General features: G+C 25.4%; 33 protein-coding genes. 5 read left to right on the top strand and 28 right to left on the bottom strand.

Annotated elements, in window-relative coordinates:
- Positions 1–351: 351 nt before the first annotated feature.
- Complete coding sequence (locus B5D11_RS11725; protein ID WP_078683215.1) at positions 352–1,296, bottom strand: GNAT family N-acetyltransferase; 945 nt, start codon at positions 1,294–1,296, stop codon at positions 352–354.
- Between the two features lie 444 nt (positions 1,297–1,740).
- Here B5D11_RS11725 and B5D11_RS11720 point away from each other — a divergent pair, with 444 nt between their 5' ends.
- Positions 1,741–2,910: a class I SAM-dependent methyltransferase gene (locus B5D11_RS11720; RefSeq protein ID WP_078683214.1), complete on the top strand. Its 1,170-nt coding sequence runs from the start codon at positions 1,741–1,743 to the stop codon at positions 2,908–2,910.
- 171 nt (positions 2,911–3,081) lie between these two features.
- Here B5D11_RS11720 and B5D11_RS11715 read toward each other — a convergent pair whose 3' ends face one another.
- A complete protein-coding gene (locus B5D11_RS11715; RefSeq protein ID WP_078683213.1) occupies positions 3,082–3,852 on the bottom strand; it encodes a tRNA threonylcarbamoyladenosine dehydratase in 771 nt (256 codons plus the stop codon).
- Positions 3,853–4,029: 177 nt separating this feature from the next.
- On the opposite strand from B5D11_RS11715, the gene B5D11_RS11710 reads away from it, so the two are divergent.
- Positions 4,030–4,347 carry a hypothetical protein gene (locus B5D11_RS11710; RefSeq protein WP_228202025.1) on the top strand — a complete coding sequence of 106 codons (318 nt, stop codon included), beginning with the start codon at positions 4,030–4,032 and terminating at the stop codon, positions 4,345–4,347.
- 144 nt (positions 4,348–4,491) lie between these two features.
- Here B5D11_RS11710 and B5D11_RS11705 read toward each other — a convergent pair whose 3' ends face one another.
- The 19 genes from B5D11_RS11705 to yedF form a co-directional block, all read right to left on the bottom strand.
- Positions 4,492–5,013: a chromate transporter gene (locus B5D11_RS11705; protein WP_078683212.1), complete on the bottom strand. Its 522-nt coding sequence runs from the start codon at positions 5,011–5,013 to the stop codon at positions 4,492–4,494.
- The gene (locus tag B5D11_RS11700; RefSeq protein WP_078683211.1) at positions 5,010–5,555 is read right to left on the bottom strand and encodes a chromate transporter; all 546 of its coding nucleotides are present in this window, start codon (positions 5,553–5,555) and stop codon (positions 5,010–5,012) included. Before B5D11_RS11700 ends, B5D11_RS11705 begins: the two co-directional genes overlap by 4 nt.
- A gap of 132 nt (positions 5,556–5,687) precedes the next feature.
- Positions 5,688–6,932, bottom strand: a complete 1,245-nt coding sequence (locus B5D11_RS11695) for a DUF1015 domain-containing protein (RefSeq protein ID WP_078683210.1) — start codon at positions 6,930–6,932, stop codon at positions 5,688–5,690.
- 18 nt (positions 6,933–6,950) lie between these two features.
- A complete protein-coding gene (locus B5D11_RS11690; RefSeq protein WP_078683209.1) occupies positions 6,951–7,865 on the bottom strand; it encodes a D-2-hydroxyacid dehydrogenase in 915 nt (304 codons plus the stop codon).
- 24 nt (positions 7,866–7,889) lie between these two features.
- Entirely contained in the window at positions 7,890–8,960 is a 1,071-nt protein-coding gene (locus tag B5D11_RS11685; protein ID WP_078683208.1) for a pyridoxal-phosphate-dependent aminotransferase family protein, read from the bottom strand.
- Between the two features lie 207 nt (positions 8,961–9,167).
- Entirely contained in the window at positions 9,168–9,365 is a 198-nt protein-coding gene (locus B5D11_RS11680) for a hypothetical protein (protein ID WP_078683207.1), read from the bottom strand.
- 11 nt (positions 9,366–9,376) lie between these two features.
- Complete coding sequence (locus B5D11_RS11675) at positions 9,377–9,562, bottom strand: hypothetical protein (RefSeq protein WP_078683206.1); 186 nt, start codon at positions 9,560–9,562, stop codon at positions 9,377–9,379.
- 178 nt (positions 9,563–9,740) lie between these two features.
- Entirely contained in the window at positions 9,741–9,902 is a 162-nt protein-coding gene (locus tag B5D11_RS12725; RefSeq protein WP_164850212.1) for a hypothetical protein, read from the bottom strand.
- 21 nt (positions 9,903–9,923) lie between these two features.
- Complete coding sequence (locus B5D11_RS11670; RefSeq protein WP_078683205.1) at positions 9,924–10,703, bottom strand: EFR1 family ferrodoxin; 780 nt, start codon at positions 10,701–10,703, stop codon at positions 9,924–9,926.
- A 13-nt stretch (positions 10,704–10,716) separates the two neighbouring features.
- A complete protein-coding gene (locus B5D11_RS11665; protein WP_078683204.1) occupies positions 10,717–11,403 on the bottom strand; it encodes a hydrolase in 687 nt (228 codons plus the stop codon).
- A 152-nt stretch (positions 11,404–11,555) separates the two neighbouring features.
- Positions 11,556–12,056: an NAD(+) diphosphatase gene (locus tag B5D11_RS11660; protein ID WP_078683203.1), complete on the bottom strand. Its 501-nt coding sequence runs from the start codon at positions 12,054–12,056 to the stop codon at positions 11,556–11,558.
- Positions 12,057–12,084: 28 nt separating this feature from the next.
- Positions 12,085–12,777: a DNA/RNA nuclease SfsA gene (sfsA, locus tag B5D11_RS11655; RefSeq protein WP_228202026.1), complete on the bottom strand. Its 693-nt coding sequence runs from the start codon at positions 12,775–12,777 to the stop codon at positions 12,085–12,087.
- A gap of 416 nt (positions 12,778–13,193) precedes the next feature.
- A complete protein-coding gene (gene rpsR, locus B5D11_RS11650) occupies positions 13,194–13,466 on the bottom strand; it encodes a 30S ribosomal protein S18 (protein WP_078683201.1) in 273 nt (90 codons plus the stop codon).
- A gap of 26 nt (positions 13,467–13,492) precedes the next feature.
- On the bottom strand, positions 13,493–13,933 hold the full coding sequence (ssb, locus tag B5D11_RS11645) for a single-stranded DNA-binding protein (protein ID WP_078683200.1): 441 nt from the start codon (positions 13,931–13,933) through the stop codon (positions 13,493–13,495).
- Positions 13,934–13,948: 15 nt separating this feature from the next.
- Positions 13,949–14,236: a 30S ribosomal protein S6 gene (gene rpsF / locus B5D11_RS11640; protein ID WP_078683199.1), complete on the bottom strand. Its 288-nt coding sequence runs from the start codon at positions 14,234–14,236 to the stop codon at positions 13,949–13,951.
- A gap of 99 nt (positions 14,237–14,335) precedes the next feature.
- Complete coding sequence (locus tag B5D11_RS11635) at positions 14,336–14,542, bottom strand: DUF951 domain-containing protein (protein ID WP_078683198.1); 207 nt, start codon at positions 14,540–14,542, stop codon at positions 14,336–14,338.
- Positions 14,535–15,428: a mechanosensitive ion channel family protein gene (locus B5D11_RS11630; RefSeq protein ID WP_078683197.1), complete on the bottom strand. Its 894-nt coding sequence runs from the start codon at positions 15,426–15,428 to the stop codon at positions 14,535–14,537. Before B5D11_RS11630 ends, B5D11_RS11635 begins: the two co-directional genes overlap by 8 nt.
- Positions 15,429–15,508: 80 nt before the next feature.
- Positions 15,509–15,763 (bottom strand): DUF3343 domain-containing protein, encoded by a 255-nt coding sequence (locus B5D11_RS11625; protein ID WP_078683196.1) that lies wholly within the window; start codon positions 15,761–15,763, stop codon positions 15,509–15,511.
- A gap of 16 nt (positions 15,764–15,779) precedes the next feature.
- Positions 15,780–16,358: a sulfurtransferase-like selenium metabolism protein YedF gene (gene yedF / locus B5D11_RS11620; protein WP_078683195.1), complete on the bottom strand. Its 579-nt coding sequence runs from the start codon at positions 16,356–16,358 to the stop codon at positions 15,780–15,782.
- 118 nt (positions 16,359–16,476) lie between these two features.
- On the opposite strand from yedF, the gene B5D11_RS11615 reads away from it, so the two are divergent.
- The 3 genes from B5D11_RS11615 to yyaC all read left to right on the top strand — a co-directional run bounded on the left by B5D11_RS11615 (position 16,477) and on the right by yyaC (position 19,367).
- Positions 16,477–17,631 carry an aminotransferase class V-fold PLP-dependent enzyme gene (locus tag B5D11_RS11615; protein ID WP_078683194.1) on the top strand — a complete coding sequence of 385 codons (1,155 nt, stop codon included), beginning with the start codon at positions 16,477–16,479 and terminating at the stop codon, positions 17,629–17,631.
- A 5-nt stretch (positions 17,632–17,636) separates the two neighbouring features.
- Complete coding sequence (gene ytvI / locus B5D11_RS11610) at positions 17,637–18,689, top strand: sporulation integral membrane protein YtvI (RefSeq protein ID WP_078683193.1); 1,053 nt, start codon at positions 17,637–17,639, stop codon at positions 18,687–18,689.
- Positions 18,690–18,752: 63 nt separating this feature from the next.
- Positions 18,753–19,367 carry a spore protease YyaC gene (gene yyaC, locus B5D11_RS11605; protein ID WP_078683192.1) on the top strand — a complete coding sequence of 205 codons (615 nt, stop codon included), beginning with the start codon at positions 18,753–18,755 and terminating at the stop codon, positions 19,365–19,367.
- Positions 19,368–19,424: 57 nt separating this feature from the next.
- On the opposite strand, the gene B5D11_RS11600 is transcribed toward yyaC, so the two are convergent.
- The 7 genes from B5D11_RS11600 to mnmG form a co-directional block, all read right to left on the bottom strand.
- Positions 19,425–19,676: a YkuS family protein gene (locus B5D11_RS11600; RefSeq protein ID WP_078683191.1), complete on the bottom strand. Its 252-nt coding sequence runs from the start codon at positions 19,674–19,676 to the stop codon at positions 19,425–19,427.
- Positions 19,677–19,726: 50 nt separating this feature from the next.
- On the bottom strand, positions 19,727–20,224 hold the full coding sequence (locus tag B5D11_RS11595) for a DUF4446 family protein (protein WP_078683190.1): 498 nt from the start codon (positions 20,222–20,224) through the stop codon (positions 19,727–19,729).
- A gap of 46 nt (positions 20,225–20,270) precedes the next feature.
- Positions 20,271–21,113, bottom strand: coding sequence for a ParB/RepB/Spo0J family partition protein (locus tag B5D11_RS11590; protein ID WP_078683189.1), 843 nt, complete (start codon positions 21,111–21,113; stop codon positions 20,271–20,273).
- Between the two features lie 3 nt (positions 21,114–21,116).
- Positions 21,117–21,896: a ParA family protein gene (locus tag B5D11_RS11585; RefSeq protein ID WP_078683188.1), complete on the bottom strand. Its 780-nt coding sequence runs from the start codon at positions 21,894–21,896 to the stop codon at positions 21,117–21,119.
- 734 nt (positions 21,897–22,630) lie between these two features.
- On the bottom strand, positions 22,631–23,410 hold the full coding sequence (gene noc, locus B5D11_RS11580; RefSeq protein ID WP_078683187.1) for a nucleoid occlusion protein: 780 nt from the start codon (positions 23,408–23,410) through the stop codon (positions 22,631–22,633).
- Between the two features lie 106 nt (positions 23,411–23,516).
- Positions 23,517–24,236 carry a 16S rRNA (guanine(527)-N(7))-methyltransferase RsmG gene (gene rsmG / locus B5D11_RS11575; protein ID WP_078683186.1) on the bottom strand — a complete coding sequence of 240 codons (720 nt, stop codon included), beginning with the start codon at positions 24,234–24,236 and terminating at the stop codon, positions 23,517–23,519.
- 4 nt (positions 24,237–24,240) lie between these two features.
- Positions 24,241–26,136, bottom strand: a complete 1,896-nt coding sequence (gene mnmG / locus B5D11_RS11570) for a tRNA uridine-5-carboxymethylaminomethyl(34) synthesis enzyme MnmG (RefSeq protein WP_078683185.1) — start codon at positions 26,134–26,136, stop codon at positions 24,241–24,243.
- Positions 26,137–26,141: the final 5 nt, after the last annotated feature.

Raw genomic sequence — 26,141 nt, 5'->3', positions numbered from 1 at the left:
TAAAAGTCTGATTTTAAGCTCATGCTTTATTTATCAAAAGAATTGCTGGTTATTACCTTATTCTCTGTTTAATTTTCAAAGACCAATCATTTCGCCATCATCCGACAGCTTTTATAGTTTATCACTTATTTTTTTACTTGTCAATAGTTTTTTTATTTAAAACTTATATTTTCAAGTGATTAACTGTCGACTTATCTCAGCGACGTTTTATATAATATCATGATAAATTTTTATGTGCATCTAAAATTTTTTTATTTATAACAAATATCTTTAAATTTCTCTTTATTTCTTTTTTTATCTCTTAATATCATTTATAGACACACCTGGAACTGTATAAATAACATATGTATTTTATATGTTATCATTTGTTATATAAAATATTTTGTGATCTTTCCATTCTCCATTTATGTATAAATAATTTTTACTTATACCTATTTCTTTAAAACCACATGCTAATAATACCGCTTGAGATTTAAAATTATCTAATAAAGTGGATGCTTCTATTCTATGAATTCCTAAATTATTAAAAGCATAGTTTATAACTGTTTTAAGAGCATCTTTCATATACCCCTTACCTTGTTCATCTTTATCTATAGAATATCCAACAAAGGCATTTTTGAAGATACCCATCACTATATTTGATAATCTTATTTTCCCTATAAATTTATTTTCTTTAAATATACCAAAATTTATACTATTACCATTTAAATATTGTTTATAATTTTCTAAAATATCTTTTCTTTGTACTTCTAATGTATAAAAATTATCATCTCTTGTTGGTTCAAAATTTTTTAAATGATCTTTATTTTTTATATAATAATCTAAAACTTCTTTTGCATTTTCAGGCATTAATAATCTTAATTCTATATATTTGCCTTTAAGACTTAAAGCTTTATTTCTATCTAATTTTTGAAATCTTTCTTTATCTATTCCAAATAAAAGTTCATGTTTATATAAATTATTATTTATAACACTATTGTAAATAACTCCTTCTAATTCAAATCCAAGTTCAGTAAATGCTCTTATATTTATATCTTCATAAGCAAAAACATCTACTTTAAATATATCCATATTTTTAAATAATGTATTTAAAAGTATTTTTAATCCATTTTCTAATAATTTATATCCATTACCTTCATTTCTATAAAATTTAACCCTAAAACTACAAAATTTATTTTCTTTTGAAAGTTCTATTATAAAAATTCTACCTAAAGTTATTCCCATAAAATCTTTAATTATATATTCATTTTCTTTCCCTTTAACTGGCGATAAAGTTACATTTTCTTCTTTTTCCATATAAATGCTCCTTTTACTATAAAAATTATTAATAAACATCTAACAATATTAAAACTAAATATAATCTAATATAATGCAATCATCTAAATCTAAATATATTTTATTATTTTAAAGATAAGTTTATTATCCTACTAAATAAATTAATTATAGATATATCAAATTTAAAAATTCTATATAATTTTTAAATTTATATTTGAGCATAAAAATCTAATAATATTATATCATATGTATTTTTTAGTGTTGTAAATAATATTATATATGATTATATTATTATTGTAGATATCAAAAATGAAGACTAAATACTATAAATATAATTTAAGAAAATGATAATTTAACAAGAAGAGAATATATTTTATTCTTAATAGAGAAGATTATTATTCTATTATGTATAGATTTAAATTTTTGTAATGTGCATTAAAATACATAAAATAAGGAAGTGTTATGATGAATAAGCAAAGTATTAATAAGTTAAATTTATTTTTTTTAGGACTTCAAAATAGATTTAATGAAAATAATTTAATTTTTAAAGGCATTTATGTGACCTTTTCTACTGGCTTAAAAGAGTTTAAAGGAGTTGGAAAGTTAGAAAATAATAAAATTAAATATAATTTTAATGGAAGAACAGATTATTTTACTATAGATGATATTTTTAAAAAAATATCTGAAGATGCAGCAATTTATGACAATCTATCACTTATATATAAAGAAAGAGGTACAGATATATTAATTACTGCAGATAATAAAAATGTAAAAATGACAAATACAGAAAATAAGAGTGAAGAAATTCAAGCTTCTCATAATTCTTTAGAAACTTCTTCCCTTTTAAATAGAGATTACTACATAAAGGTTGGCAAAGCAGATGCCCTTCTTAAAGAAATAGGTATAATGACTCAGGATGGTAAAATAAAAAATGATAAAATAAGAAAATATAATCAAATAGATCATTATGTTGAACTTCTTGAAGGAGTAATTGATAAGCTCCCTGAAAATCAAACTATAAATATATTAGATTGTGGTTGTGGTAAATCTTACCTTACTTTTGTTTTAAATTATTATCTTACAGAAGTTAAAAAGAAAAAATGTCATTTTATAGGTCTTGATTATTCAGAATCCGTTATAAATTCATCAAAAAAGATGGCAAAAAATTTAGGATATAGAAATATGGAATTTCATGCTATTGATATAAATAACTATGTACCAGATAAAAAAATAAATGTTGTAATATCACTCCATGCCTGTGATACTGCTACAGATATGGCTTTAGCTTTAGGAATTAAAGTAAATTCAGATGTTATAATAGCCGTACCATGCTGTCATAGAGAATTTTTAAATCAATATTCTTATGAGCCTTTTAAATCTATATTAAAACATGGTATTTTAAAATCTAGAATGGCAGATATACTTACAGATGGTATGAGATCTTTATTCCTTGAAGCTAAAGGATATGATGTATCAGTTGTAGAATATATATCACCTCTTGAAACTCCTAAAAACCTTATGATAAGAGCCATTAAAACAAAAGAAGAAGATACTAAAGCCTTAGAAGAATATTTAAATCTTATGAAAAATTTAAATGTATATCCTTCGTTATATTCTTATATCAATAATAAATAATAAAATTTATTTATAAAAATTATTATATACATCATGAAAATTAAATACCAAATTAGTTTAATAAAATAAATAATCCTAGCATAAAATATATTTTATGCTAGGATTATTATTTACTAGAAAGTTACATTAAACTTTTAAATTTATATACAATTTTAAAGTAATATTTTTATTTTATATTTTATTATTAATATTTAATAAATCTTTTATAACTTCTCCTCCTATAATCATTCCAGCAACTGGAGGTACAAAAGATATACTCCCTGGAATTTGTCTTTTCATAGAACATCTTTTACTGCTTTCATTTGTACATACACACCCATTTTTACAATTTATAACTTCTTCGGATCTTGGTTTTATTGGTTTTTCTTCAGAATAAAGTACTTTTAATTTATCTACCCCTCTTCTTTTAAGTTCATATCTCATAACTTTTGCAAGAGGGCAAATTTTAGTTTCATATAAATCAGCAATTTTAAATTTAGTTGGATCAAGTTTATTACCTGTTCCAAGACAACTTATTATTCTTTTATTATGTTCTTTACACCAAATAACAATTGCAATCTTAGAGGTAACTGTATCTATGGCATCAACTACATAATCTACATCTTCTGTTATAATTTCTTGAATATTTTCTTGTGTAACAAAAGTTTTATGTGTTATAACTTTACAATTTTTATTTATATCTAAAATTCTTTCTTTCATAACATCAACTTTAGGTTTCCCTATAGTTTTAAAATTTGCTATAATCTGCCTGTTTATATTAGTTAAACAAACAGTATCATCATCTACAAGTACTAAACTTCCAACTCCTGCTCTTGCAAGTGCCTCTACTGTAAAACTTCCAACTCCTCCAATTCCAAAAACAACTACTTTACTATTTTTAAGTTTTTCTAAACCTTCTTTACCTATAAGGAGTTCAGTCCTTGACAATGAATGCTGAGCCATACATTTCTCTCCTTTGTAATTAAAATTTATGTATATTATACATTATATTAATTTATATTTAAACAGCATTTTGTAGTATAATCTTAAAATTACAAATAAAAATATTTAAAATTAGTATTAATATTTTTATTTTTTTTGTATAATATACATATAAGCAAAATGAAGGGAGAAAATTAATTGGGAGAATTTAATCAAAATGAACATAATCAATCTTATCAGCCATATACACAAGAACAGCATTATCAAAATTTTAAAAATATAGATAATTCACCATTATCCATGGGACAATATTTAATAATGCTACTTTTAATGTCTATTCCATTAGTAAACATTATACTTTTATTTGTTTGGGGCTTTGGAGATTATAATATAAATAAAAAGAACTTTGCTAGAGCTTATCTTATTTTGATGGCTATAGGAATTGTATTAATTATTCTTTTTATAATATTTTTATTTTCAATTGGATCATCAATGTCCGAATCATTTTATTTCTAAATAATATTAAAATATTATAAAAATAAATAAATTAAAATTTATATAAGTTAAAAACAGTACATAAAATTTTTTATAATTTATGTACTGTTTTTTATTTACATTTTTTATTTATAAATTATATAAATATTTTTTACTATTTCCTTTTTATTTATAAAGTACTAATCCAATAATTGCTGAAATTATAGTCAAAAGTATAGGATTAGCTTTATATTTATATGATGCTATAAATGCAAATAAGAATATAATTACACTTTTATAGTCTATAAAAGAACTATTAGATACTAAAATAGCTGCTGCAGCTACAAGACCAACTGTTGCAGGTCTTAATCCTAAAAAAGCATTTTCTACATACTTATTATTTTTAAATTTAAAGAAAAACTTACATATAATGAGCATTATAATTATAGAAGGCATAACAACTCCAATAGTAGCAAATATCGAACCTAAAATTCCTGAAATTTTATAACCTATATAAGTAGCACTATTTATAGCAATAGGCCCTGGAGTAATCTGTGATATTGCTACAATATCAATAAATTCTTTTACAGTAATCCATTTATTAGATAGTGTAACCTCTTGCTGAATAAGGGGAAGCATAGCATACCCTCCCCCAAAGCTAAATAACCCTATTTTAAAAAATGTATAAAATAATTTAAAATAAATCATTTTCTTTTTCTCCTTATAAGACTAGAATATAAATTGCCGCCTAAAGCAGCTGCAATAATAATAAATATAGCTGTAACATTAAAAAAAGCAACTAAAATTGCAGTTATAATAGGAATTATAATTGTCTTTTTGTTTATATTTGCATCTTTACCAAGCCTAATAACAGGTGCTGCAATCAATGCTACTACTGCAGGTCTAATTCCTTTAAACATTCTTTCAACTATTAAGTTATCTTTTATTTCTGTAAAAAATGAAGCAATAACTAATATTATTATAAATGAAGGAAGTATTGAACCTAAAGTTGTAGCTAAAACACCTAAAGCTCCTCCGGTTTTATATCCTACAAATACAGCTGTATTAATAGCTATGGGCCCCGGAGCAGATTGAGCAATAGCCAGCATATCTAAAAATTCTTCTTTTTTAATCCAATTTTTCTTATCTACAACTTCTGCCTCTATAAGAGGAACCATTGCATATCCGCCTCCTATAGTAAAAGCTCCTATCTTAAAAAACGAAATAAACATTTCCAAATATTTTTTCATATTGTCACCAAACTTTCTTAAAATATTTATACATAAATTATAAATAAAAAGCCATAGGCGAGTATTATCCTATGGTTTTTTATTTATAATTTATAAATTTATTCAATACCCTATATACCATAATTAGCTTAATTAACTTAATTTATGAATGAAAAGTCCGCTTCTAAGTTTAGGTTCAAACCAAGTGGATTTAGGAGGCATAACTTTTCCAGCATCCGCTATAGCCATTAAATCTTCAATGGTTGTTGGATACATAGAAAAAGCTACCTTCATTCCATCATTTACTCTTCTTTCTAATTCCTCTAATCCTCTTATACCACCAACAAAATCTATTCTTTTATCTGTTCTAGGATCTTCTATTCCTAAAATAGGATTTAATAAATTATTTTGAAGAATAGAAACATCTAATCTATCAACGGGATCATTAGGGTTATAAGTTCCTTCTTTTGCTATAAGCTCGTACCATTTACCATCTAAATACATTCCATAAGTATGTTTACAAGAAGGTTTGTAAGGTCCTACGCCTTCATATAGATTTATTTTAAATTTTTCTGAAACTTTAAACATAAATTCATCAGTTGTAAGACCATTTAGATCTTTGACAACCCTGTTATAATCCATAATAAATAAATCTTTATCTCTAAATAAAACTGATAAAAAATAATTAAATTCTTCTTCAGAAGTAAAATTAGGATGTTCTTTTCTTCTCATTTCACCAACTTTTACTGCTGAAGCGGCTCTATGATGACCATCTGCAATATAAAGAGAATCTACATCTTTAAACAATGAGCATAAAGTTTTAATATCTTCATCACGCTTTATTATCCATACCATATGAATTATTCCATCTTCTGAAGTAAAATTATAAATAGGTTCTTCTTCTACTAGCCTATCTATAATATTATCAATTTCATCTTTAGCTTTATATGTCAAAAAAATAGGCCCTGTATTTGCATTACAATAATCAACATGATTTATTCTGTCTTGTTCTTTATCTGCCCTTGTATGTTCATGTTTTTTAATAACATTATTCATATAATCATCAATAGAAGTACAACATACTAATCCTGTTTGAACTCTTCCATTCATTATCTGCCTATATATGTATAAACTAGGCTTATCGTCTTGTATAAAAACGCCATCATCTATCATCTTATATAAATTTTCTCTTGCTTTTTCGTATACTCTTTTATCATATATATCTATTTTTTCATCTAAATCTATTTCAGCTTTATCTATATGAAGAAAAGAATATGGATTATTTTTTGCAATTTCCCTAGCTTCCTTAGAAGTCATAACATCATAAGGAAGAGCTGCAACTTTTGAAGCTAGCTCTTTTCTAGGTCTAATGGCTTTAAAAGGTCTTATTACAGCCATAAGCTTTATCCTCCTGTTTTAATTTGCAAAGTATTCTGTAATTATACTTACTATCTCTTCACCTATTCTGGTTTGTGCTTCTACGGTAGATGCCCCAATATGAGGTGTTATAGAAACTCTGGAATGCTTTAAAAGTTCTTCATTTTTAGTTGGTTCTTCTTCAAAAACGTCAATAGCAGCACCAGATAATTTTCCGCTGTCTAAAGCTTCAATAAGTGCTTTTTCATCAACAACTCCACCTCTAGCACAATTTATTAAATAAGCACCATCTTTTATTAAATTAAATTCATCATAGCTTATAACTGCACCTTTTTCTTTATCATAAGGTATATGAAGTGATATAAAATCTGAACGTTTCAAAAGATCATTCATATCAGTAAATTCATATTCATCAAATCCATCTACTTTTCCTAGAATATCTGTATATAATATTTTCATGCCTAAAGCATATGCTCTTTTAGCAACTTCTCTGGCAATTCTTCCAAAACCTACAAGTCCTAAAGTCTTGCCATAAAGTTCTACACCTTCATAAAGCTTTTTTTCCCATTTTCCTTCTCTCATAGTAACATTAGACATATTTATAAATCTTGCAAGTGCAAACATATGCCCTATTGTAAGCTCTGCTACTGAAATACTACTTGCATTTGGAGTATTGGTAACTTTTATACCTTTTTCTTGAGCATATTCTACATCTATATTATCTACTCCTACTCCACCTCTTATAATAAGTTTAAGCCTTCCTCCCTCTGCTGCTTTATCTATTATAGGCCTTCTTACCTTAGTTGCAGAACGAACTACAAGTACATCAAAATCTTTTAATGCATCTCCTAAATTTTCTGGATCATAAAATTTTTCAACTACTTCAAATCCTCTTTTTTTAAGTTCTTCTACAGCTGATTTTTCCATACCGTCTGTAACTAATACTCTTGTCATATTTAAGCCCCCTATTTATAGAATTTAAAATCCAAGTATATCATCTATGTTAGCTAAAAGCTCTTTTATATCTTCTACAGTTAAATCTGCCATATGAGCTATTCTAAAAGTTTTATCTTTTAATTTTCCATAACCGTTAGATATTTGGAATCCTCTTTCGCCAAGTTTTTTATTTAAATCAGATATATCAATATCTCTAGTATTTTTTATAGTAGTTACTGTATTTGACATGTATTCTTCTTTAGGAAGTATTTCAAAATGTTCTTTAGCCCATTCTCTCACAATATTTGCCATCTCTTTATGTCTTTTAAATCTATTTTCAAGACCTTCTTCTAAAATTCTGTCTAATTGATAATCTAATGCAAACATATGAGAAAGTGATGGTGTAGATGGATATTGATAATCTTTCTTTTGTATATATTCATACAATGAAAGAAGATCTAAATATAATCCTCTGAAAGGTACTTTTTTTGCTCTTTCTACAGCTTTTTGTGAAAAAGAACATATTGCCATTCCTGGAGGAAGTCCAATTGCTTTTTGAGTAGAAGTTATACATATATCAACCCCAAGTTTATCTACTTCAATTTTAGTTCCTCCCATAGAGCTTACAGTATCTAGACAATATACAACTTCAGGATATTTTTTCATAACTTCTGCTATTTCTTCTACCGGGTTCATAACACCTGTAGATGTTTCATTATGAGTTATAGTAATAAGATCATATTTCCCAGTAGATAAAACTTTATCAACAGTTTCTGGAAGAGTTGCTTCTCCCCAAGGTACTTCATATAAATCAGCAGGTACATTGTTAAATCTAGCCATATCATACCATCTGTTTCCAAAAGCTCCTACTGAAAATATTGCTGCTCTTTTAGCTGTGCAGGATCTTACTGCCCCTTCCATAAGTCCGCTTCCGGATGTTGTAGAAAGAAGTATTTCTTCCTTTGTGTAAAAAAGAGTTCTTAATTTATCACTTATTCTTCTTTGAAGTGCAGAAGCTTCTTTACTTCTATGACCTATCATAGGTGTTGCCATTTTTTCAAGTACATCTTCTCTTACTTCAACTGGTCCTGGTATAAATAATTTTTTATGCATGTAATACCCCCCTAAATATTTATTTTTTTGTATTTTAAAACTATTTATAATATTTTACCACTTTGATATAAATTTCTCAATGTTTTAATGAAAAATAAAAAGACTATTTCAAAGGATATGCTTAATTTAATAATAATATTTTTTATATTCTCTTCAATTTTCAACATATATCTGCTTTGAAATAGTCTTTTTTATTTTATGTTTATTTTATGTTTGATCTACACTAGTTAGAACTGAATCAAATAAATTAATACTACAATTTTGATTTGACCAATGCTTGCAATTACTGCAACTTTTAGAATTACAACCTCCAATACTATTTGTCATAGCATTAGAAATTGCTTCATATCCAGAGCAATTAGCTGCTACCATCATCATTTGTTCTTCTCCAGCTGTATTTTTCATAAAAATCCTCCTTAATTGATACTTAAATTTTTGTAAATTTCATTAAAAAATCCTTTACTGCAATTTCCATTAATATAATTACAGCATTTTTGACAACTACGAGCTAAATAAGTCATATTAGCTTTATAAAAAATATTTACTGCATCATAATGCGGGCAATTTTCACCAACAAGACTTTCATCAATATTTAATAGCATTATTTTCACTCCTTTTAGCTCATATAAAATTATTATTTCCACTTTTTTAAATTTAATTATAAAAAAATAAAGACTGATTTATTTTTTTAAATCAGTCTTTAAAAATATAATTTTCCTGGGAAATAAATTTTATAAACATTTATAATAAAATTTATTATTTAAACATTATACATTTTTACTATATGTAAAGAATTGATTCTGTTTCTGTACAATATTTTGTTGTTAAACATTTTCCAAAATTTCTTGGACATCTTCTGCATATACAATCTTCTGCTTTACCATCACATCTTTTTTCTAAAAACTCGGGGCAGATTTTACAGTTATCTCCTCCTACAGCCATATTTTATCCCCCTTTTTCAATTTATCTTAAATCTAAAATTTTTATTCTATCTTTCATTATTTGTTCTATTTTTTTACCTTTATATCTTATAGCATTATAAGGACATAAATGTATACATCTTAAACACATCATACAATTACTATGAAAACTTACTTGCCCTCTTTCTATAGTTATATTTCCATTGGGACAATTTTTTAAGCAAAGATCACATTTTTTACATTCATTCGTAGAACTTAATTTAGAAGAAAGCTTAGGCAAAAGTTTATTAAAACTATGATTATAAATTTTAGCATATATTCTTTTATGTACTGAAACTTTTTCTATAACTTTATTCCCTTTTGAAAATTCTTCTACTATATTTTTAACTTTTTTTTCTGCATCTTTTAAATATTTATCTATTTCTTCTTTACTTATTTTTTCTCCAAATCCAAAATAATAACTATTTGCCATTTTAAAAGAAACTTCTATAAAAACATCATAACCTTTTTTCTTTAAAATTTTGCTAATATAATCTATAGCAGCGGATTTTTTACTTCCTTGAGTAGAATACAAAATAAATTTTATATTACTTGTATTTTGTGGAAATTTATCTATAAAATCAATTACTATCTTAGGAGGTAATTCTCCGTATACTGGGGTCCCTATTATTACATATTCGCATTCATCTAATTCAACTTTTTCCACTCTTTCAATACTTTTTATATCTAACTCTTGAGAAAATTTTTCAAATTCTTTTTGAAATATTCCTGCTACCCATTTAGTATTACCCGTTCCACTAAAATAATATAATATTCCTTTCATTTTTACCTCTCTTTTATATATTAGGAAATTCCTCTTTATATTTTTCCCTATAATTAATCATTAATTCCCCCATAATATCTGCAGCTGCAGGAGGTGTATAAGTTATAGCATTTGCACCAGCTTCAATAGTAGCTTTAATAGTCTCCTCTGTAGGTCCTCCTGTAGCAATTATAGGAAAAGTGGGATATTTTTCTCTAATTTTCCTTACAATTTCAGCTGTCCTTTTAGCTCCTGATACATTTAATATAGTAGCTCCTGCTTCTATTCTTGCATTAATATCTTCAAATTCAGATACTACAGTAATAATTATAGGTATATCTATAGTTTCTCTAACCTGTCTTAATACTTCATTTGGTGTAGGACTATTTAAAACTACTCCCATAGCTCCTTTAAATTCCGCATCTAAAGCTAAATTTATTACTCTTTTACCTGTTGTAATTCCTCCTCCAACTCCACAAAATACAGGAACATCTGCTGCTAAAACTAACGCCTGAGTAATTACAGGTTGAGGAGTAAATGGATATACTGCTATAACAGCATCAGCATTAGTATTTCTAATTACAGCTACATCTGTAGTAAAAACAAATGATTTTAATCTTTTACCAAAAACTCTTATACCGCTTGCATCGCTAATAACCTTTGGAAGTTCAATAATATGGTTTCTTAAAGTTCCTTTTATTTCTGGTACAAATTTATTCATAATAATCAACCATCCTAAACTTAAATTTTGTTTAAATTATACTTTTATACTATAATTTATAATAATTATGTCATAATAAAATTTTTGTAAATATTTTAAAAATAATATTTTGTACTTAAAGATTAGTAAAAATAATTACTTGTATAATAATATTAATTTTTTGCAGAAATTTCTTTTAAAACTTTTTTTACAATTCTTTTACCTATTTCATCCTCTTTCATTTCTTTCAATGCATCTTCTAAATTAACCCAATAAGCTTGTTCAACCTCTAAAGATTTTGTTAATTCTCCTTTTATAAATTTTGCCATAAAGGTAAGCATTATTATTTCTTTAGAAGGTAAATATTCACTTCCCAAATATTTTATATCTCCAACAGTTATTCCTGTTTCTTCTTTAACTTCTCTAACTACAGTATCTTCAACAGTTTCTCCATTTACAACATACCCTGATACTAAAACTTTAGAATTTTTAAATATATAACTTTGCTTTAAAAGTAATATTTTACTGTCCTTTATAACAGCCACTATTATACAAGGTTTAGGTGTATCAAAAAACATAATATCATCTTTTGAGCAGTAAGGAACTCCTCCTTCATCATAACTATATTTTATTTCAAGCTCTTTCCCACATTTAGGACAGTATTTAAATTTCACAAAGTTTCACACCTTTCAAATTATATTTCTATAACTTAACTTCTATGCTTTCATTTAAAATTATATAATTTTCTCCTACTTTGCAATCATAAGCAAATATATCTACTCCTCTTTTTTTAGCATATCTTAATGTTTCTCCAAAAGCTTTATCTCTTTCATCAAAAGGAGTAAAATAATTTATATTTTCCATTTGAATTAAAAAAAGTACTCCTGCCCCTTTACCAGATTCTTTTACATTTATAAGCTCTAATAAATGCTTTCTGCCTCTGTCTGTAGGTGCATCTGGAAAACATACTTTTCCATCTTCTTCATAAGTAACTCCTTTAACTTCAAGATAATATTCTTCTCCATATTCATTTTGAAGTTTAAAATCAAACCTGCTTTTACCAAAAATTTTTTCTCTTTGAATATTATTATAATTCTTCAATTTTTTTATTTTTCCTTCTTTTAAAGCTTCTTCTACAACTTTATTAGGAATTTGAGAATCTATATTTATAAGTTTTTCACCTTTATATGCAGCAATTAAATCATATTTAGTTTTTCTCATAGGATTATTTCCTTCTCTAAGTATAACAGTACATCCAGAAATTAATATTTCTTTGTTTCTTCCTGTATTAGGGACATGTACCATTGTTTCTATACCATTTAAATTAACAAAAGCTTGAAATCTATTTGGACGATATAAAAATTTAGCTAATTCTATTTTATCATTTATAAACAAAATATCATCTCCATAAAAATTATCCACATTATTTTTATAAATTATCAACATTATCAACAGACTTTGCTGTGTATACTAAAAAAATATTGATACATCAAAAAGTTTTTTTGTGGATAATTTTTAATATTTATCCACAAGTTTGTTTATAATATTATAATTAAAGTTTAATACTTTCTAAAATAACTTTCACTATAAATTTTTATAATATTTAAAAATTATATTATTAACCCAAAATAAGCTGTAAATTAATTTCCACTATATAATTTATAGTGTTTTTAAATTTTTATTGCATCTATATATACTGAGCAATATTTAATAAAAAACTTTTGTTAAATAATTATAATATAAATTTATAATATAATTTATAAAAATAAAAGGTTCCTGAAATAAATCAGAAACCCTTATAAAAACTTATTTTATTCAGTAGTAAAAGGTAATAAAGCTATATTTCTAGCTACCTTAATAGCTTTAGTAAGTTCTCTTTGATGTTTAGCACAATTACCTGAAATTCTTCTTGGAAGTATCTTTCCTCTTTCGGTAACATATTTTCTTAACTTACTAACATCTTTATAATCAATGCCTGTAGAATTATCAGAACAAAAAGCACAAACTTTTTTTCTTGCTCTTCTTACTCTAGCTCCGCCTTTTCTATTTAAATCTTTATTATCTTTAGCATTTTCTTTTGACATGCTTTTCCCTCCTTACCTAAAATATTTTAAAACGGTATGTCTCCATCATCAACTGGAGTCATTTCATCTTCATAAATGGATCCTTCAAAATCCATTGCTGAATATTCAGAATTAGGTTGTGTAGCTGATTTGTTTGAATTAGTTCCATTTCCCCATTCAAGGAATTGAACTTCATCAGCAACTACTTCTGTAACATATCTTCTAGTTCCGTCTTTTGCTTCATAAGATCTTGTCTGTATCCTTCCGCTAACTCCCATAAGCCTGCCTTTGCTCATATAATTAGCAGTAGATTCAGCCTGCTTACCCCATACTACTATAGGTACAAAATCGGCTTCTCTTTGACCATTTTTGTTTGGAAGTCTTCTATCAACGGCCAAAGTAAAGGTGGCAACAGCAGTTCCGGTTCCTGGAGTAAATTTAAGTTCAGGATCCTTAGTAAGTCTACCTATTAAAACTACTTTATTCATTTATAATACACCACCTTATTTTTCTTCTTTAACTATGATATGTCTTATAACACCATCAGTAATTCTGAAATTTCTATCTAACTCTTTAGGTAATTCAGAATCAGCACTGAAATTTATTAGAGTGTAGTATCCTTCGTTAACTTTATCTATTTCATAAGCAAGTTTTCTCTTGCCCCAAAAATCTACGTTATCAACTACTCCTCCACCATTTTCTATTACACCTTTAAACTTTTCAACGTTAGCTTTAACAGTTTCTTCGTCTAATGAAGGGTGTAATATGAATATAGTTTCATATTTTCTCATTAGATTTCACCTCCTCCCCTCGGACTTAACGGCTGTGAAACTCACAGCAGGGACTACGAAATATAATTATATTACTAAATAAGATATAAATCAAGTACTTTATTCTGATATTTCAGGTATATTCTGCTTTATAATTTTTTTTACTCCTTTTTCAAATTTACTTCTTTCAAGCATAACTAATCTGCCGCAGCCTAAGCATTTTATTTTTATATCAGCACCTAATCTTATTATTTCCCATTCTTTACTACCACATGGATGTTTTTTCTTCATTTCAACTATATCACCAAGATAAAATATTTTAGGCATTATATTCATCCTTTCCATTAATTATTATTCTCTTTGGGTAAGGTATTTCTATATGTGCTTTATCTAAAGCTTTTTTTGCTTCTTTTCTTAATTCCATCTCTATTTCCCATTGGCTCATTGCATTAGCTTTCCCTACAATTCTTATAGTTATAGCACTATCTTTTAAAGCACTAACCCCTGCTACAGTTGGACCTTCAATTAAATTTTTATTTTTTTCTTTAAAATTTTCACACATATTATTTAAAACTTCAATTGCCTTATCTATATCTTCTTCATACGCTATATCAATTTCTACTAAAAATCTTTGATAACCTATAGAATGATTAGTAACCTTAGAAATTAAACCATTAGGTATTATATGAACATCTCCGCTAAAATCTCTAAGTTTTGTAACTCTTAACTCTATACTTTCAACAATTCCACTTTTATCATCTATATGAACATAATCTCCAACAGAATACTGTTCTTCAAATAATATGAAAAATCCATTAATTATATCTTTAATTAAACTTTGTGCTCCAAAACCTACTGCGACACCTCCTATACCGGCAAAAGTTAATACAATGTTTCCAAAAATTTGACTTATTATTGCTATTATACCTATAAAATATATTGTATATCTAAGTACACTCTTTAAAATAGCTTCTAATGTTTTGCTTCTTTTTTCGTCTAATGTAAATTTAAGATTACTTTTTCTTTGACTTTCCATAAATTTATGTATTATAGAACTTCCTATCTTAACAGCTAAATACATAGATATTAATATAAGCAGTATTTTTATAATTTTAAAAACTCCATTACTAATTTGTTCTGCTGAAATATGAATATTCCCTATATTTATGCCTCCGCTATTTAAATCAAATTTAAAATTAAATAAATCTTTCAATACGTATTCCCCCCATAAAAAATTAAGAATTAATAATGAACTATTTGTTTTTTCATTACTAATTCTTTATTATAATTATACTATATCAAATTTATTTCTTTAAAGCTACTTCCTTCTTTTAATAAAATTCCTTTAACTTTTACTTTTTTATCTTTCATTAAAACTTTGATTTTTTCTATTTCTTCTTCATAAACTTTTAAACTTATACCACAACTTTTGGTAACAAAAGTTGGAGTTGGCATAACTACTGCTTTAATATTATTATTTTTAAACACACTTTCACAATTTATTGCATTGTGAGTATTTTCAAATGTTAATATATAATATTTATCCATAACTTTCCTTCCATCATTAAATTTTTATAGTTTTTGATGCCTTATTCATCTTTTCTACTATAGTATACATATTAGTTATTTCGCCTATAGCTAATTTTTCTTTTAAATTATAAAAATCTAAACAAACTCCACAACTTGCTATATATACTCCTCTTTCTCTAAGCTTATTTAAACTTTCCAGTACTTCTGATCCTTTCGACGTAAGTTTAACACCACTATTTAAAAATAACAAATCATTTGGAATTTTATCACTTTCTGAAAGCGCATATAAATAACTTTTCATAAGTGTTTCTCCTAATTTATCATCACCATTTCCAAATTTATCACTTGTAATAACTATAACTAATGAATTATCATCAAAATTCATAACTTCACAGCTATCTATTTCTTTTTTTATATTAATATAATACAAATTTTCTCTTTCTTCAACAGAATATTTTAATTTATTACTTGAGCAGAATTTTGATATATTATTTTTAGCAACTTCATTATCAACTATAACAGTTGCCTCTCCAGCTTCAATAGAATCAAAATAATTTTTAGTGTTAATAACAGGTTGAGGACACTTTAACCCCTTGCAATCTATAATATTCATTTTTCTCTCCTTTTACCATTAAATTTATAAATACATATACAATTTATACTTTATATTTTATAATAATATTATATAAAACTCAATTTGTTTAATATTATTAAGTAGCAGGAGGGATAATTTGAAAATTTATTTAGATAATGCAGCTACTACTTATCCAAAGCCTCCTGAAGTTTATTCATCTGTTTTAAATTATATGATGAATATTGGAGCTAATCCTGGAAGAGGTGGAAGTTCTTCTACTCTTGAAGCTAGTAGAATTGTATATAAAACTAGAGAAGCAATTGCGAGCTTTTTTAACTTTGATAAACCTGAAAATGTAATATTTACTTCAAATATAACTCTTTCATTAAATATTTTAATTAAAGGTATTGTAAAAAAAGGATGGCATGTTATTACTACTTCAATGGAACATAACTCAGTATTAAGACCTCTTTCAAGTTTAAATAAAAAAGGATTTATAGAATTAGATATAGTACCTTGCTCTAATGAAGGATTAATTAATATTGAAACTTTAAAAAATAAAATAAAAAGTAATACAAAACTTGTAATCTTATCTCATTCTTCTAATATAATAGGTACTATTCAACCTATTGAAGAAATAGGTAAAATATGTAAAAAACATAATATATATTTTATATTAGACACTGCACAAACAGCAGGAATAATCCCAATAGATTTTTATAAACTTAATCTAAGTGCATTAGCTTTCACTGGTCATAAAAGTTTATTAGGTCCTCAAGGTATAGGAGGATTTTTAATAAGCGATAAGCTAAATGATGAAGCTGTTCCTATTATTGAAGGAGGTACTGGAAGCTTATCTGAAAGTATATTTCAACCCTCTTTTTTACCAGATAAATTTGAAAGTGGGACTATGAATACTCCTGCTATTGCAGGACTTTTTGAAGGAATAAATTTTATAAATAAAGAAGGAATTTATAATATAAAAGAAAAGGAAGAATATTTAACCTCAAAATTTATAGAAGGTCTTCTTAATATGGATCATATAATTTTATATGGTATTAAAAATCATAAAAAAATGACTTCTGTAATATCTATAAATTCGACAAAAATAGATAATTCAGAATTAGGATACATATTAGATAATAATTATGGAATAATTACAAGAACAGGACTTCACTGTTCACCTTTGGCTCATAAAACTATAGGTACTTTTCCACAAGGTACTTTAAGATTTAGTTTTGGTTTCTTTAATGATATTAAAGATGTAAATTATACACTTGAAAGCTTAAATAATATTATGAAAGGGATGTGAAATATTTGAATACTCTTTTAGAAAAAATAGATAAAGTAGCTATATTTTTTATATTATACACTTTAATTTTTGTTACATTTTTTAAAACAATAAATTATACTTTGCCATTTGTTTTAGCATTTATATTCGCTTTACTTCTCCAAAAACCTACAAAATTTATGGTAAATAAATTTAAAATAAAAAATTCTATATCAGCTATTTTAACTACATTTTTATTTTTTGCTATTATAATACTTATAACTACATTAGGTATTATATCTCTTACTAATGAAGCAATTCAGCTTGTAAAAAACACTCAAGTATATATAACTCAAAACTCTAATTTAATTGATAAATATATGAATATTTTAAAAGATTCATATGAAAGAGTTGATCCTTATATTATTGATACTATAAAATCTAATATGTCTAATTCAATATCAAAATTATCTAATATAACTGCACAAATTATTACATCAATTGTTACTTGGATTATAAACTTTTTTAGTTCTATTCCATCTATAATTATGATTATTGTATTTACATTTTTATCAACTTACTTTTTTACTAGAGACTTAACATCTGCTAAGAAAAAATTTTTACATATAATTCCTTCAGGAAGCACAAATAAAGTTTTATATATGTATAGTGAAACAAAAAAAATGCTTGTTAATTATGTTTTATCTTATTCTATAGTAGTAAGTATAACATTTTTAGAAACATTAATTGGTTTTTCTATATTTGGTGTTAAATATGCTTTAATATTAAGTATTTTATCTGCAATTTTTGATGTACTTCCTGTTCTTGGAACAGCTACAGTTTATATTCCAATTGCCATATATTATGCATTATATAATAACTGGATTAAAGCTATTGGAATATTAATACTTTATGCTGTAGTATTTATTGTTAGACAAATATTAGAACCTAAAATTGTTTCATCTTCATTAGGTCTTCACCCTGTTGCAATTCTTGCGGCTATATTTATTGGATTAAAAATAAATGGTATAGCAGGAATGTTCTACTGTATGTTTCTTGTAATATTTTATTCTATTTTAAAAACTATAAAAATACTATAAAATTTAAATAAATGTATAAAAACCTCCCATTTGGTTAAAATGCCAAATAGGAGGTTTTTATATATGAAAGAAAAATTTATTTTAGATTCTAGGGAATCAAATTCAATCATTAAATTAAGAGATATACTTTATGAAGAATTAAATCCTATTATAAAAGAAAACAGGCCTATAATATTTTTATGTATAGGTACTGATCGTTCTACTGGAGACAGTATGGGACCTTTAGTAGGAGATAAATTAAAATTTTTAATAAGAGATAAAATTTATTTATATGGTAATTTAGAATATCCAATTCACGCAAAAAATTTAGAAAGCACTATTAAAGAAATAAATTCTGAATATATAAATCCTTTTATAGTTGCTATTGACGCTTGCCTTGGCAGCATTCAAAATGTAGGTAAAATATTTATAGAAAAAAAGCCTATTAATCCAGGATCCGCCATGAATAAAAATTTACCATCTGTAGGAGATCTAAGTATTACTGGCATAGTAAATATATCAGGATCTTTAGAATTTATGGTACTTCAAAATACCAGACTTCATGTTGTCATGACTTTAGCAGATGTTATATCTAAAGGTATTTACCATTTTATATTAAAATCTGTTGGTGGACATAAAAAGAAAAATTCAAGCAATGATACAAATAACGCATTAAATACTTTAGAACTAAATATATGATTTTAAAATAGAACTAAATAAACATAATAAATATAATAAACATAATAAATATAATTTTTAAAATAAAGAACTATATGATCTATTATTAATAATATATTCTATTTCATCTATGCTTTTACTTCCTGCATCTATTATTAATGTACCTTCTCTTTTAAAATTACCTTGAGATCCTAAATTAATTAATCCACCATTTTTTAAATCGCATATTATTATATCAACAGGAGTATTTATATTATTTACAACATTATATCCTCTATTTTCTAATTCTTTTTTTATATGCTGTAATTCGTTATCTACACATATTTTCATATAAAAGACCTCCTTTAAGGCTAATATTCCCTTAAAGGAGGTCTTTTATACTATTTACTTATTGCTTCTTCAAGTACTTGTTGTTCTTCTTCTGATAAATCGTATCTTGATATTCCTTTATCTATAGGTTTTGCATATGTAGTACTTTCGTTTCTCCCAAAAATACTTGTTAATATTATACCATCATTTTTATCATCTAATAAAGCTATTGAAAAGCTTAAATCACTTCCAATATCGTCAAATGCTCTATATCTTATAACACCTGTCTTTTGAATACATTTTTTTAATTTATTATTTATTTTATTAATATCTTCTTTTAATAACTCAGACTGGTTTTCTACTTCATCTATTTTATCTAAATAGCCTATTACTAATTCTTCTAAATTTTTATTGTTAACTCCTCTCATAAATTTTTTATATTTTCTTTCAACTCTATTTACACTTTTTATTAAAATAATTACAGTTATAATTAAAATAATTACAATAAATAAAAGTACTAATATAATATAAGGCGCAAAGTTATTAAGTATATTTATAATATTGTCCATATTTTACTCCCCTTTAAAATGTTTCACGTGAAACATAGAATTTCTTTTATATATTTAAAATGTCCAATATCCTTTGTAAATCTTCTTCGGAATAAAATTCTATTTCAATTTTACCTTTATTTTTTTTATTAACAAGAGAAACTTTTGTACCAAAATAAGTTTCTAACTTACTCCTAATATCGCTATGATAAATATTTTCTTTTTCTTTATTAGAATTTTTCTTTTCTTTGCCTAAATTTTTAATTAATTTTTCTGTATCTCTTACATTTAAACCTTCATCAATAATAGTCTGTGCAATAATAAATTGTGTATCTTTATCTGTAACAGATAATAAAGCTCGTCCATGACCTTCTGTTATAACTCCATCAATGATATATTCTTGAACTCGTTCATCTAAATTTAATAATCTAAGTATATTTGTTACTGCTGTTCTGGATTTACCTATTCTTTTACTTAATTCCTCCTGAGTTAAGTTAAACTCTTCAATTAATTTTTTATAAGCTAATGCTTCTTCAATTGGATTTAAATCTTCCCTTTGTATATTTTCTATTAAAGATATTTCAAGTACTTGTTTATCAGTCAAATCCATAACAATAGCAGGAATTTCTTTAAGTCCAATACTTTTAGCTGCTCTCCATCTTCTTTCTCCTGCTACAATAATATATGTATCATTATCTCTTTTTAAAACAATTGGCTGAACAACCCCATGCTCTTTTATAGATTCTGCTAATTGTTCTATTTTTTCTTCATCAAAATTTTTTCTGGGCTGATCTTCATTAGCTTTAATTAAATTCATTTCTATATTTGTAATAGTGTTTTTTCCTTCTAAAATATCATCTTCTGGTATTAGAGCTCCTAAACCTTTGCCTAGCCCAAATTTTTTACTCAAACTTTATCCCTCCTTTTTATGTTGACGACTTAAAAATTCTTTAGCTAATTTTTCATAACACTCTGCACCTTTGCATTTATCATCATAAAGCATTATAGGAAGTCCAAAACTTGGAGATTCTGCAAGCCTTATATTTCTAGGTATGGTTGTATTATAAACTTTATCTTTAAAATAATTTTTTACTTCTTTAAGTACTTCATTACTTAAATTAGTTCTTCCATCATACATAGTAAGAATAACGCCTTCAATTTCAATATTTTTATTTAAAGATTTTTTTACAAGCTGTATTGTATTTATAAGTTGTCCTACTCCTTCAAGTGCATAAAATTCACATTGTATAGGTATTAAAACACTATCAGAAACGCTTAATGCATTAATAGTTAAAAAACCCAAAGATGGTGGGCAATCAATAAATATAAAATCATAGTCATCTTTTATTTCATTAATTTTATTCTTTAAAATTAATTCTCTATTTTGCTTATTTATAAGTTCAACTTCAGCACCAGCTAATTCCATTGTTGCTGGAGCTAAGAAAAAATTATTTATTACTTGACATTCTATTATTACATCTTTTAATGATACACTATCTGAAGTTAATGCATCATATATTGAAAGCTCAATTTTTCTTTTATCAATACCAAGTCCGCTTGTGGTGTTGCCTTGAGGATCCATATCAATGGCAAGTATTTTATATCCTTCCAAAGCAAGATAAGAACATAAATTTATATTTGAAGTAGTTTTACCCACTCCACCTTTTTGATTAAAAATGCAAATCGTCTTCAAAATTTCACCTTCCTTACATTTGTTTATGTAAATTATAGATATCCAAAAATTTAATTTTTTATATTTGTTATTTATAAATGTAAAATAGCTTCTATATCTAATTTAAATCATTTTAATAAAATAAATATTATTATATTAATAAAGTACGTTCATTAATCATATTATTATTATTTTATTATATCCTTATAGTATTTTTATTTTTATGTTAGATATCTATAATATAATTTAATTATATTTTTATTTTTAAAAATAAAAAAACTCAAATATAAGTTTACTTTTAAAAATATGTAAAAGCAATATAAAAATAAATTTTATATTTATATATTTTATATTTATATATTTTAAATTTTTATATTTATCATTAATATATTGAAAATTTTAAAGTTTAATACATTTCTCTAATATAAAATATATTTAATAACAAAATTATTGTTTTACTAAACAATGTACTTATATTAAAATATTTTTATTTTTAACGTTAGATATATTATAAAAATCTATTTTAATTGATTAAATTAATTATTATATTTTAATATATATACATACTAAGTATATTATATAATTTAATATTAAATAATAAAAGTATTTGTATTAAAACAAACTTTTATTTAATAAAAAAATAAGCACAAAATTATCATTTTTCTTAATATAAAAATACTAATTTTGTGCTTATTTAAAATTATAATTTTTTTAATTTTAATTTATTTTAAAAATATGTTTCACGTGAAACATATTTATTTTTTAGGTATTGTTACAGTGATTTGAATGCAATCATCTAAATCTTTAGATGCGTACTGAGCAGCAATACCATATTTATCAAATACTTGTCTTACTGTATTTATATATACCTTTGGCGAAAAAACACCTTTTATTTTTTTCTTTCCCTCTGCTGCTACTTCTTGATGAGTTAATCTTAAAAGCTCTTTTTCTATTAGTTCTTCTGTTTTTTTAACATTTAAATTTTTTTTAATAACTATATTTAATATTTTTTGCTGTATTTGTGGAGTTGGTAATTTTAACAATGCTCTTGCATGTCTTTCTGTTAATTTATTTTCAAGCAGAGTATTTCTAATTTCAGGAGAAAGCTTCAAAATTCTTATTTTATTTGCAATAGTAGATTGCTTTTTGCCTATAACTTCTGCTAATTGTTCTTGAGTATAAGAATGATCTTTTATTAAATTATAATAAGCTTCTGCTTCTTCTATAAAATTTAAATCTTCTCTTTGTAAATTTTCAAGAAGAGCAATTGCTGCTGAATCTTTATCTGTAATGTCAACTAATATAGCAGGAACTTTATCTAAGCCTATCTTTTTAGCTGCTCTTAATCTTCTTTCCCCAGCCACTAGTTCATATCTATCTGTGCCTATTTTTCTAACTGATAATGGTTGAATTATGCCAAAAGTTTTTATAGATTTGGCTAATTCATCAATAGTTTCTTCATTAAAATTTTTTCTTGGTTGATAAATATTTGGTGAAATCAAATCAGTAGATATATAAAAAATATTATTTTCCATGGCACCCTCATCCCTTTTGTTTTTTCCTTATATTAACAAATTCTGCATAAAATTTTAAATTCCTTCTTTTATTATCATTTTTTATATGACAAATTATTACATATATTTATTTTATAGGTTTTTTTTGTATAGTTCCAGCTTTTCTAGGATAAATTTTAGGAGTTTCTTTAATTTTTTTTACAATAACTAAATTATGCTTTAAATCAGTATTTTCTATATCTACATTAATAATATCTTCAATAACTCCACCTAATGTAACAATAGCCTTTTTACCTTCATTTATTTCTTCTTCCACTGAAGGGCCTTTTAATGCAATAAAATATCCATTAGTTTTTACATAAGGAATGCATAATTCACTTAATACAGCCATATTAGCTACAGCTCTAGAAACTGCAAAATCAAAATTTTCCCTATAACCTTTTTCTCTTGCAAAGTCTTCTGCTCTTCCATGTAGTGCAGTTATATTTTTAAGATTTAACTCTTTTATTACTTCATTTAAAAAATTTACCCTTTTATTTAAAGAATCTAAAAGTACAACTTCTACTTCTGGTAACATAATTGATATAGGGATTCCTGGAAATCCAGCACCAGTTCCAATATCAATTATTCTTTTAGCAGTATTTAATAAAGAAAATCTGAAAATCTTAATAGAATCTATAAAATGCTTTTTAACTATATCCTCATCTTCTGTAATTGCTGTTAAATTTATTTTCTCATTCCATTCTTTAATAAGATCTTTATATTTCATAAATTTATCATATTTTTCTTTATCAAAATATAATTTTTCATTGATACAAGCAGTATTCATTATTTCAAAGAATTCCATTATTTTATTCTCCATCCTTAATTTTTTCTTTAGCATAATGTTGTTCTAAATATATAAGAAGTACTGATATATCTGCAGGAGATACTCCCGATATTCTTGATGCCTGACCTATACTTATTGGTCTAATATTATTAAGTTTTTGCTTAGCCTCTATTCTAAGACCATAGATATTATCATAATTTATATCTTCTGGTATTAATTTTTTTTCAAATTTTTTAAATTGCTCTACTTGTTCTAACTGCTTTTCAATATATCCTTCATATTTTGATATTATATTAACCTGTTCTTGTATATCAGCTCTTAAATTTGGTCTTTCTAAATCTAAAGGTTTTACAATATAATAATCAAGCTCTGGTCTTTTTATAAGTTCATATAAACTAACAGGTTTCTTTAATTCTGATGAATTAACAGACATTAAAAATTCATTTACTTCTTTTTTATTTGTTATTTGAAGATTTTTAATTCTTACAAGTTCTTTTTCAATGGCATTTTTTCTTTCTAAATATTTTTCATATCTTTCTTTAGAAACTAATCCAACTTTATATCCTATTTCTGTAAGTCTAAGATCTGCATTATCTTGTCTTAAGAGTAATCTATATTCAGCTCTTGAAGTCATCATTCTATATGGTTCTTGTGTTCCTTTTGTAACTAAATCATCTATTAAAACACCAATATAAGCATCACTTCTACTTAAAATTAATGGTTCTCTATTTTTAATTTTAAGTGCAGCATTTATTCCAGCTATTATTCCCTGAGCTGCTGCTTCCTCATATCCTGAACTACCATTCATTTGCCCTGCACTAAATAATCCTTGTATTTTTTTCAACTCTAATGTAGGTTTTAATTCTGTTGGATCAAGACAATCATATTCTATAGCATATCCTGTTCTCATAATTTGAACATTTTCAAGTCCTGGTATAGTCCTAAGCATTTTTATTTGAACATCTTCTGGAAGTGATGTAGACATACCTTGAACATACATTTCTTCTGTATCTTCTCCCTCTGGTTCAATAAATACCTGATGCTGAGTTTTTTGAGGAAATCTCATTACTTTATCTTCTATTGATGGACAATACCTAGGACCTATTCCTTCAATAGAGCCATTATACATAGGAGAACGGCTTATATTATCTCTTATAACTTTATGTGTTTCTTCATTTGTATAAGTTAAATAACAAGAGATTTGTTCTCTTTCTATATTTTCATTCATAAAAGAAAATGGAATTATTTTTTTGTCTCCTGGCTGTTCTATCATTTTTGAAAAATCTATAGATTTTCTGCTAACTCTTGCAGGAGTACCTGTTTTAAATCTCCTTAAACTTAATCCAAGATTTTTTAAACAAAAAGATAAATCATTTGCAGGAAAAAGATTATTAGGTCCACTACTATAATCCACTTCTCCAATTATTACTCTTCCTTTTAAATATGTTCCAGTAGCTAAAATTACAGCTTTGCAAGGGAAATAAGCACCATTTTTAGTAAGTACACCTTTAACTTTATTATTTTCAACTTCAATATCTACAGCTTCAAGCTGTCTTAAATATAAATTTTCTTGTTTTTCAAGTACATGTTTCATTCTAGATTGATATCTTTTTTTATCAGCCTGTGCTCTAAGAGAATGAACTGCTGGACCTTTTGATGTATTTAACATTCTAGATTGAATAAAAGTTTCATCTATATTAAGCCCCATTTCTCCACCTAAAGCATCTATTTCTCTAACAAGATGCCCTTTAGATGTACCTCCTATATTAGGATTGCATGGCATAAGTGCTACACTATCTAAATTCATACATAAAACTAAAGTTTTACATCCTAATCTTGCACAAGCAAGAGCTGCTTCACAACCAGCATGACCTGCACCAATAACAACTACATCAAATTCTTCTTCAATATACTTCATAACAA

The organism is Clostridium sp. USBA 49, assembly GCF_900167505.1.
Taxonomy (GTDB): Bacteria; Bacillota; Clostridia; order Clostridiales; family Clostridiaceae; genus Clostridium_AT; species Clostridium_AT prolinivorans.
The sequence above is the reverse complement of the archived record's forward strand: the minus strand, read 5'-3'. Positions and strand labels throughout refer to the sequence as shown.

Excerpts from the sequence above, each read along its gene's own strand:
- B5D11_RS11725 (WP_078683215.1), bottom strand. The coding sequence starts at position 1,296 with ATGGAAAAAGAAGAAAATGTAACTTTATCGCCAGTTAAAGGGAAAGAA.
- B5D11_RS11720 (WP_078683214.1), top strand. The coding sequence starts at position 1,741 with ATGAATAAGCAAAGTATTAATAAGTTAAATTTATTTTTTTTAGGACTT.
- B5D11_RS11715 (WP_078683213.1), bottom strand. The coding sequence starts at position 3,852 with ATGGCTCAGCATTCATTGTCAAGGACTGAACTCCTTATAGGTAAAGAA.
- B5D11_RS11705 (WP_078683212.1), bottom strand. The coding sequence starts at position 5,013 with ATGATTTATTTTAAATTATTTTATACATTTTTTAAAATAGGGTTATTT.
- B5D11_RS11700 (WP_078683211.1), bottom strand. The coding sequence starts at position 5,555 with ATGAAAAAATATTTGGAAATGTTTATTTCGTTTTTTAAGATAGGAGCT.
- B5D11_RS11695 (WP_078683210.1), bottom strand. The coding sequence starts at position 6,932 with ATGGCTGTAATAAGACCTTTTAAAGCCATTAGACCTAGAAAAGAGCTA.
- B5D11_RS11690 (WP_078683209.1), bottom strand. The coding sequence starts at position 7,865 with ATGACAAGAGTATTAGTTACAGACGGTATGGAAAAATCAGCTGTAGAA.
- B5D11_RS11685 (WP_078683208.1), bottom strand. The coding sequence starts at position 8,960 with ATGCATAAAAAATTATTTATACCAGGACCAGTTGAAGTAAGAGAAGAT.
- B5D11_RS11680 (WP_078683207.1), bottom strand. The coding sequence starts at position 9,365 with ATGAAAAATACAGCTGGAGAAGAACAAATGATGATGGTAGCAGCTAAT.
- B5D11_RS11675 (WP_078683206.1), bottom strand. The coding sequence starts at position 9,562 with ATGCTATTAAATATTGATGAAAGTCTTGTTGGTGAAAATTGCCCGCAT.
- B5D11_RS12725 (WP_164850212.1), bottom strand. The coding sequence starts at position 9,902 with ATGGCTGTAGGAGGAGATAACTGTAAAATCTGCCCCGAGTTTTTAGAA.
- B5D11_RS11670 (WP_078683205.1), bottom strand. The coding sequence starts at position 10,703 with ATGAAAGGAATATTATATTATTTTAGTGGAACGGGTAATACTAAATGG.
- B5D11_RS11665 (WP_078683204.1), bottom strand. The coding sequence starts at position 11,403 with ATGAATAAATTTGTACCAGAAATAAAAGGAACTTTAAGAAACCATATT.
- rpsR (WP_078683201.1), bottom strand. The coding sequence starts at position 13,466 with ATGTCAAAAGAAAATGCTAAAGATAATAAAGATTTAAATAGAAAAGGC.
- ssb (WP_078683200.1), bottom strand. The coding sequence starts at position 13,933 with ATGAATAAAGTAGTTTTAATAGGTAGACTTACTAAGGATCCTGAACTT.
- rpsF (WP_078683199.1), bottom strand. The coding sequence starts at position 14,236 with ATGAGAAAATATGAAACTATATTCATATTACACCCTTCATTAGACGAA.
- B5D11_RS11635 (WP_078683198.1), bottom strand. The coding sequence starts at position 14,542 with ATGCCTAAAATATTTTATCTTGGTGATATAGTTGAAATGAAGAAAAAA.
- B5D11_RS11625 (WP_078683196.1), bottom strand. The coding sequence starts at position 15,763 with ATGGATAAATATTATATATTAACATTTGAAAATACTCACAATGCAATA.
- yedF (WP_078683195.1), bottom strand. The coding sequence starts at position 16,358 with ATGAATATTATAGATTGCAAGGGGTTAAAGTGTCCTCAACCTGTTATT.
- yyaC (WP_078683192.1), top strand. The coding sequence starts at position 18,753 with ATGAAAGAAAAATTTATTTTAGATTCTAGGGAATCAAATTCAATCATT.
- B5D11_RS11600 (WP_078683191.1), bottom strand. The coding sequence starts at position 19,676 with ATGAAAATATGTGTAGATAACGAATTACAGCATATAAAAAAAGAATTA.
- B5D11_RS11595 (WP_078683190.1), bottom strand. The coding sequence starts at position 20,224 with ATGGACAATATTATAAATATACTTAATAACTTTGCGCCTTATATTATA.
- noc (WP_078683187.1), bottom strand. The coding sequence starts at position 23,410 with ATGGAAAATAATATTTTTTATATATCTACTGATTTGATTTCACCAAAT.
- rsmG (WP_078683186.1), bottom strand. The coding sequence starts at position 24,236 with ATGGAATTCTTTGAAATAATGAATACTGCTTGTATCAATGAAAAATTA.
- mnmG (WP_078683185.1), bottom strand. The coding sequence starts at position 26,136 with ATGAAGTATATTGAAGAAGAATTTGATGTAGTTGTTATTGGTGCAGGT.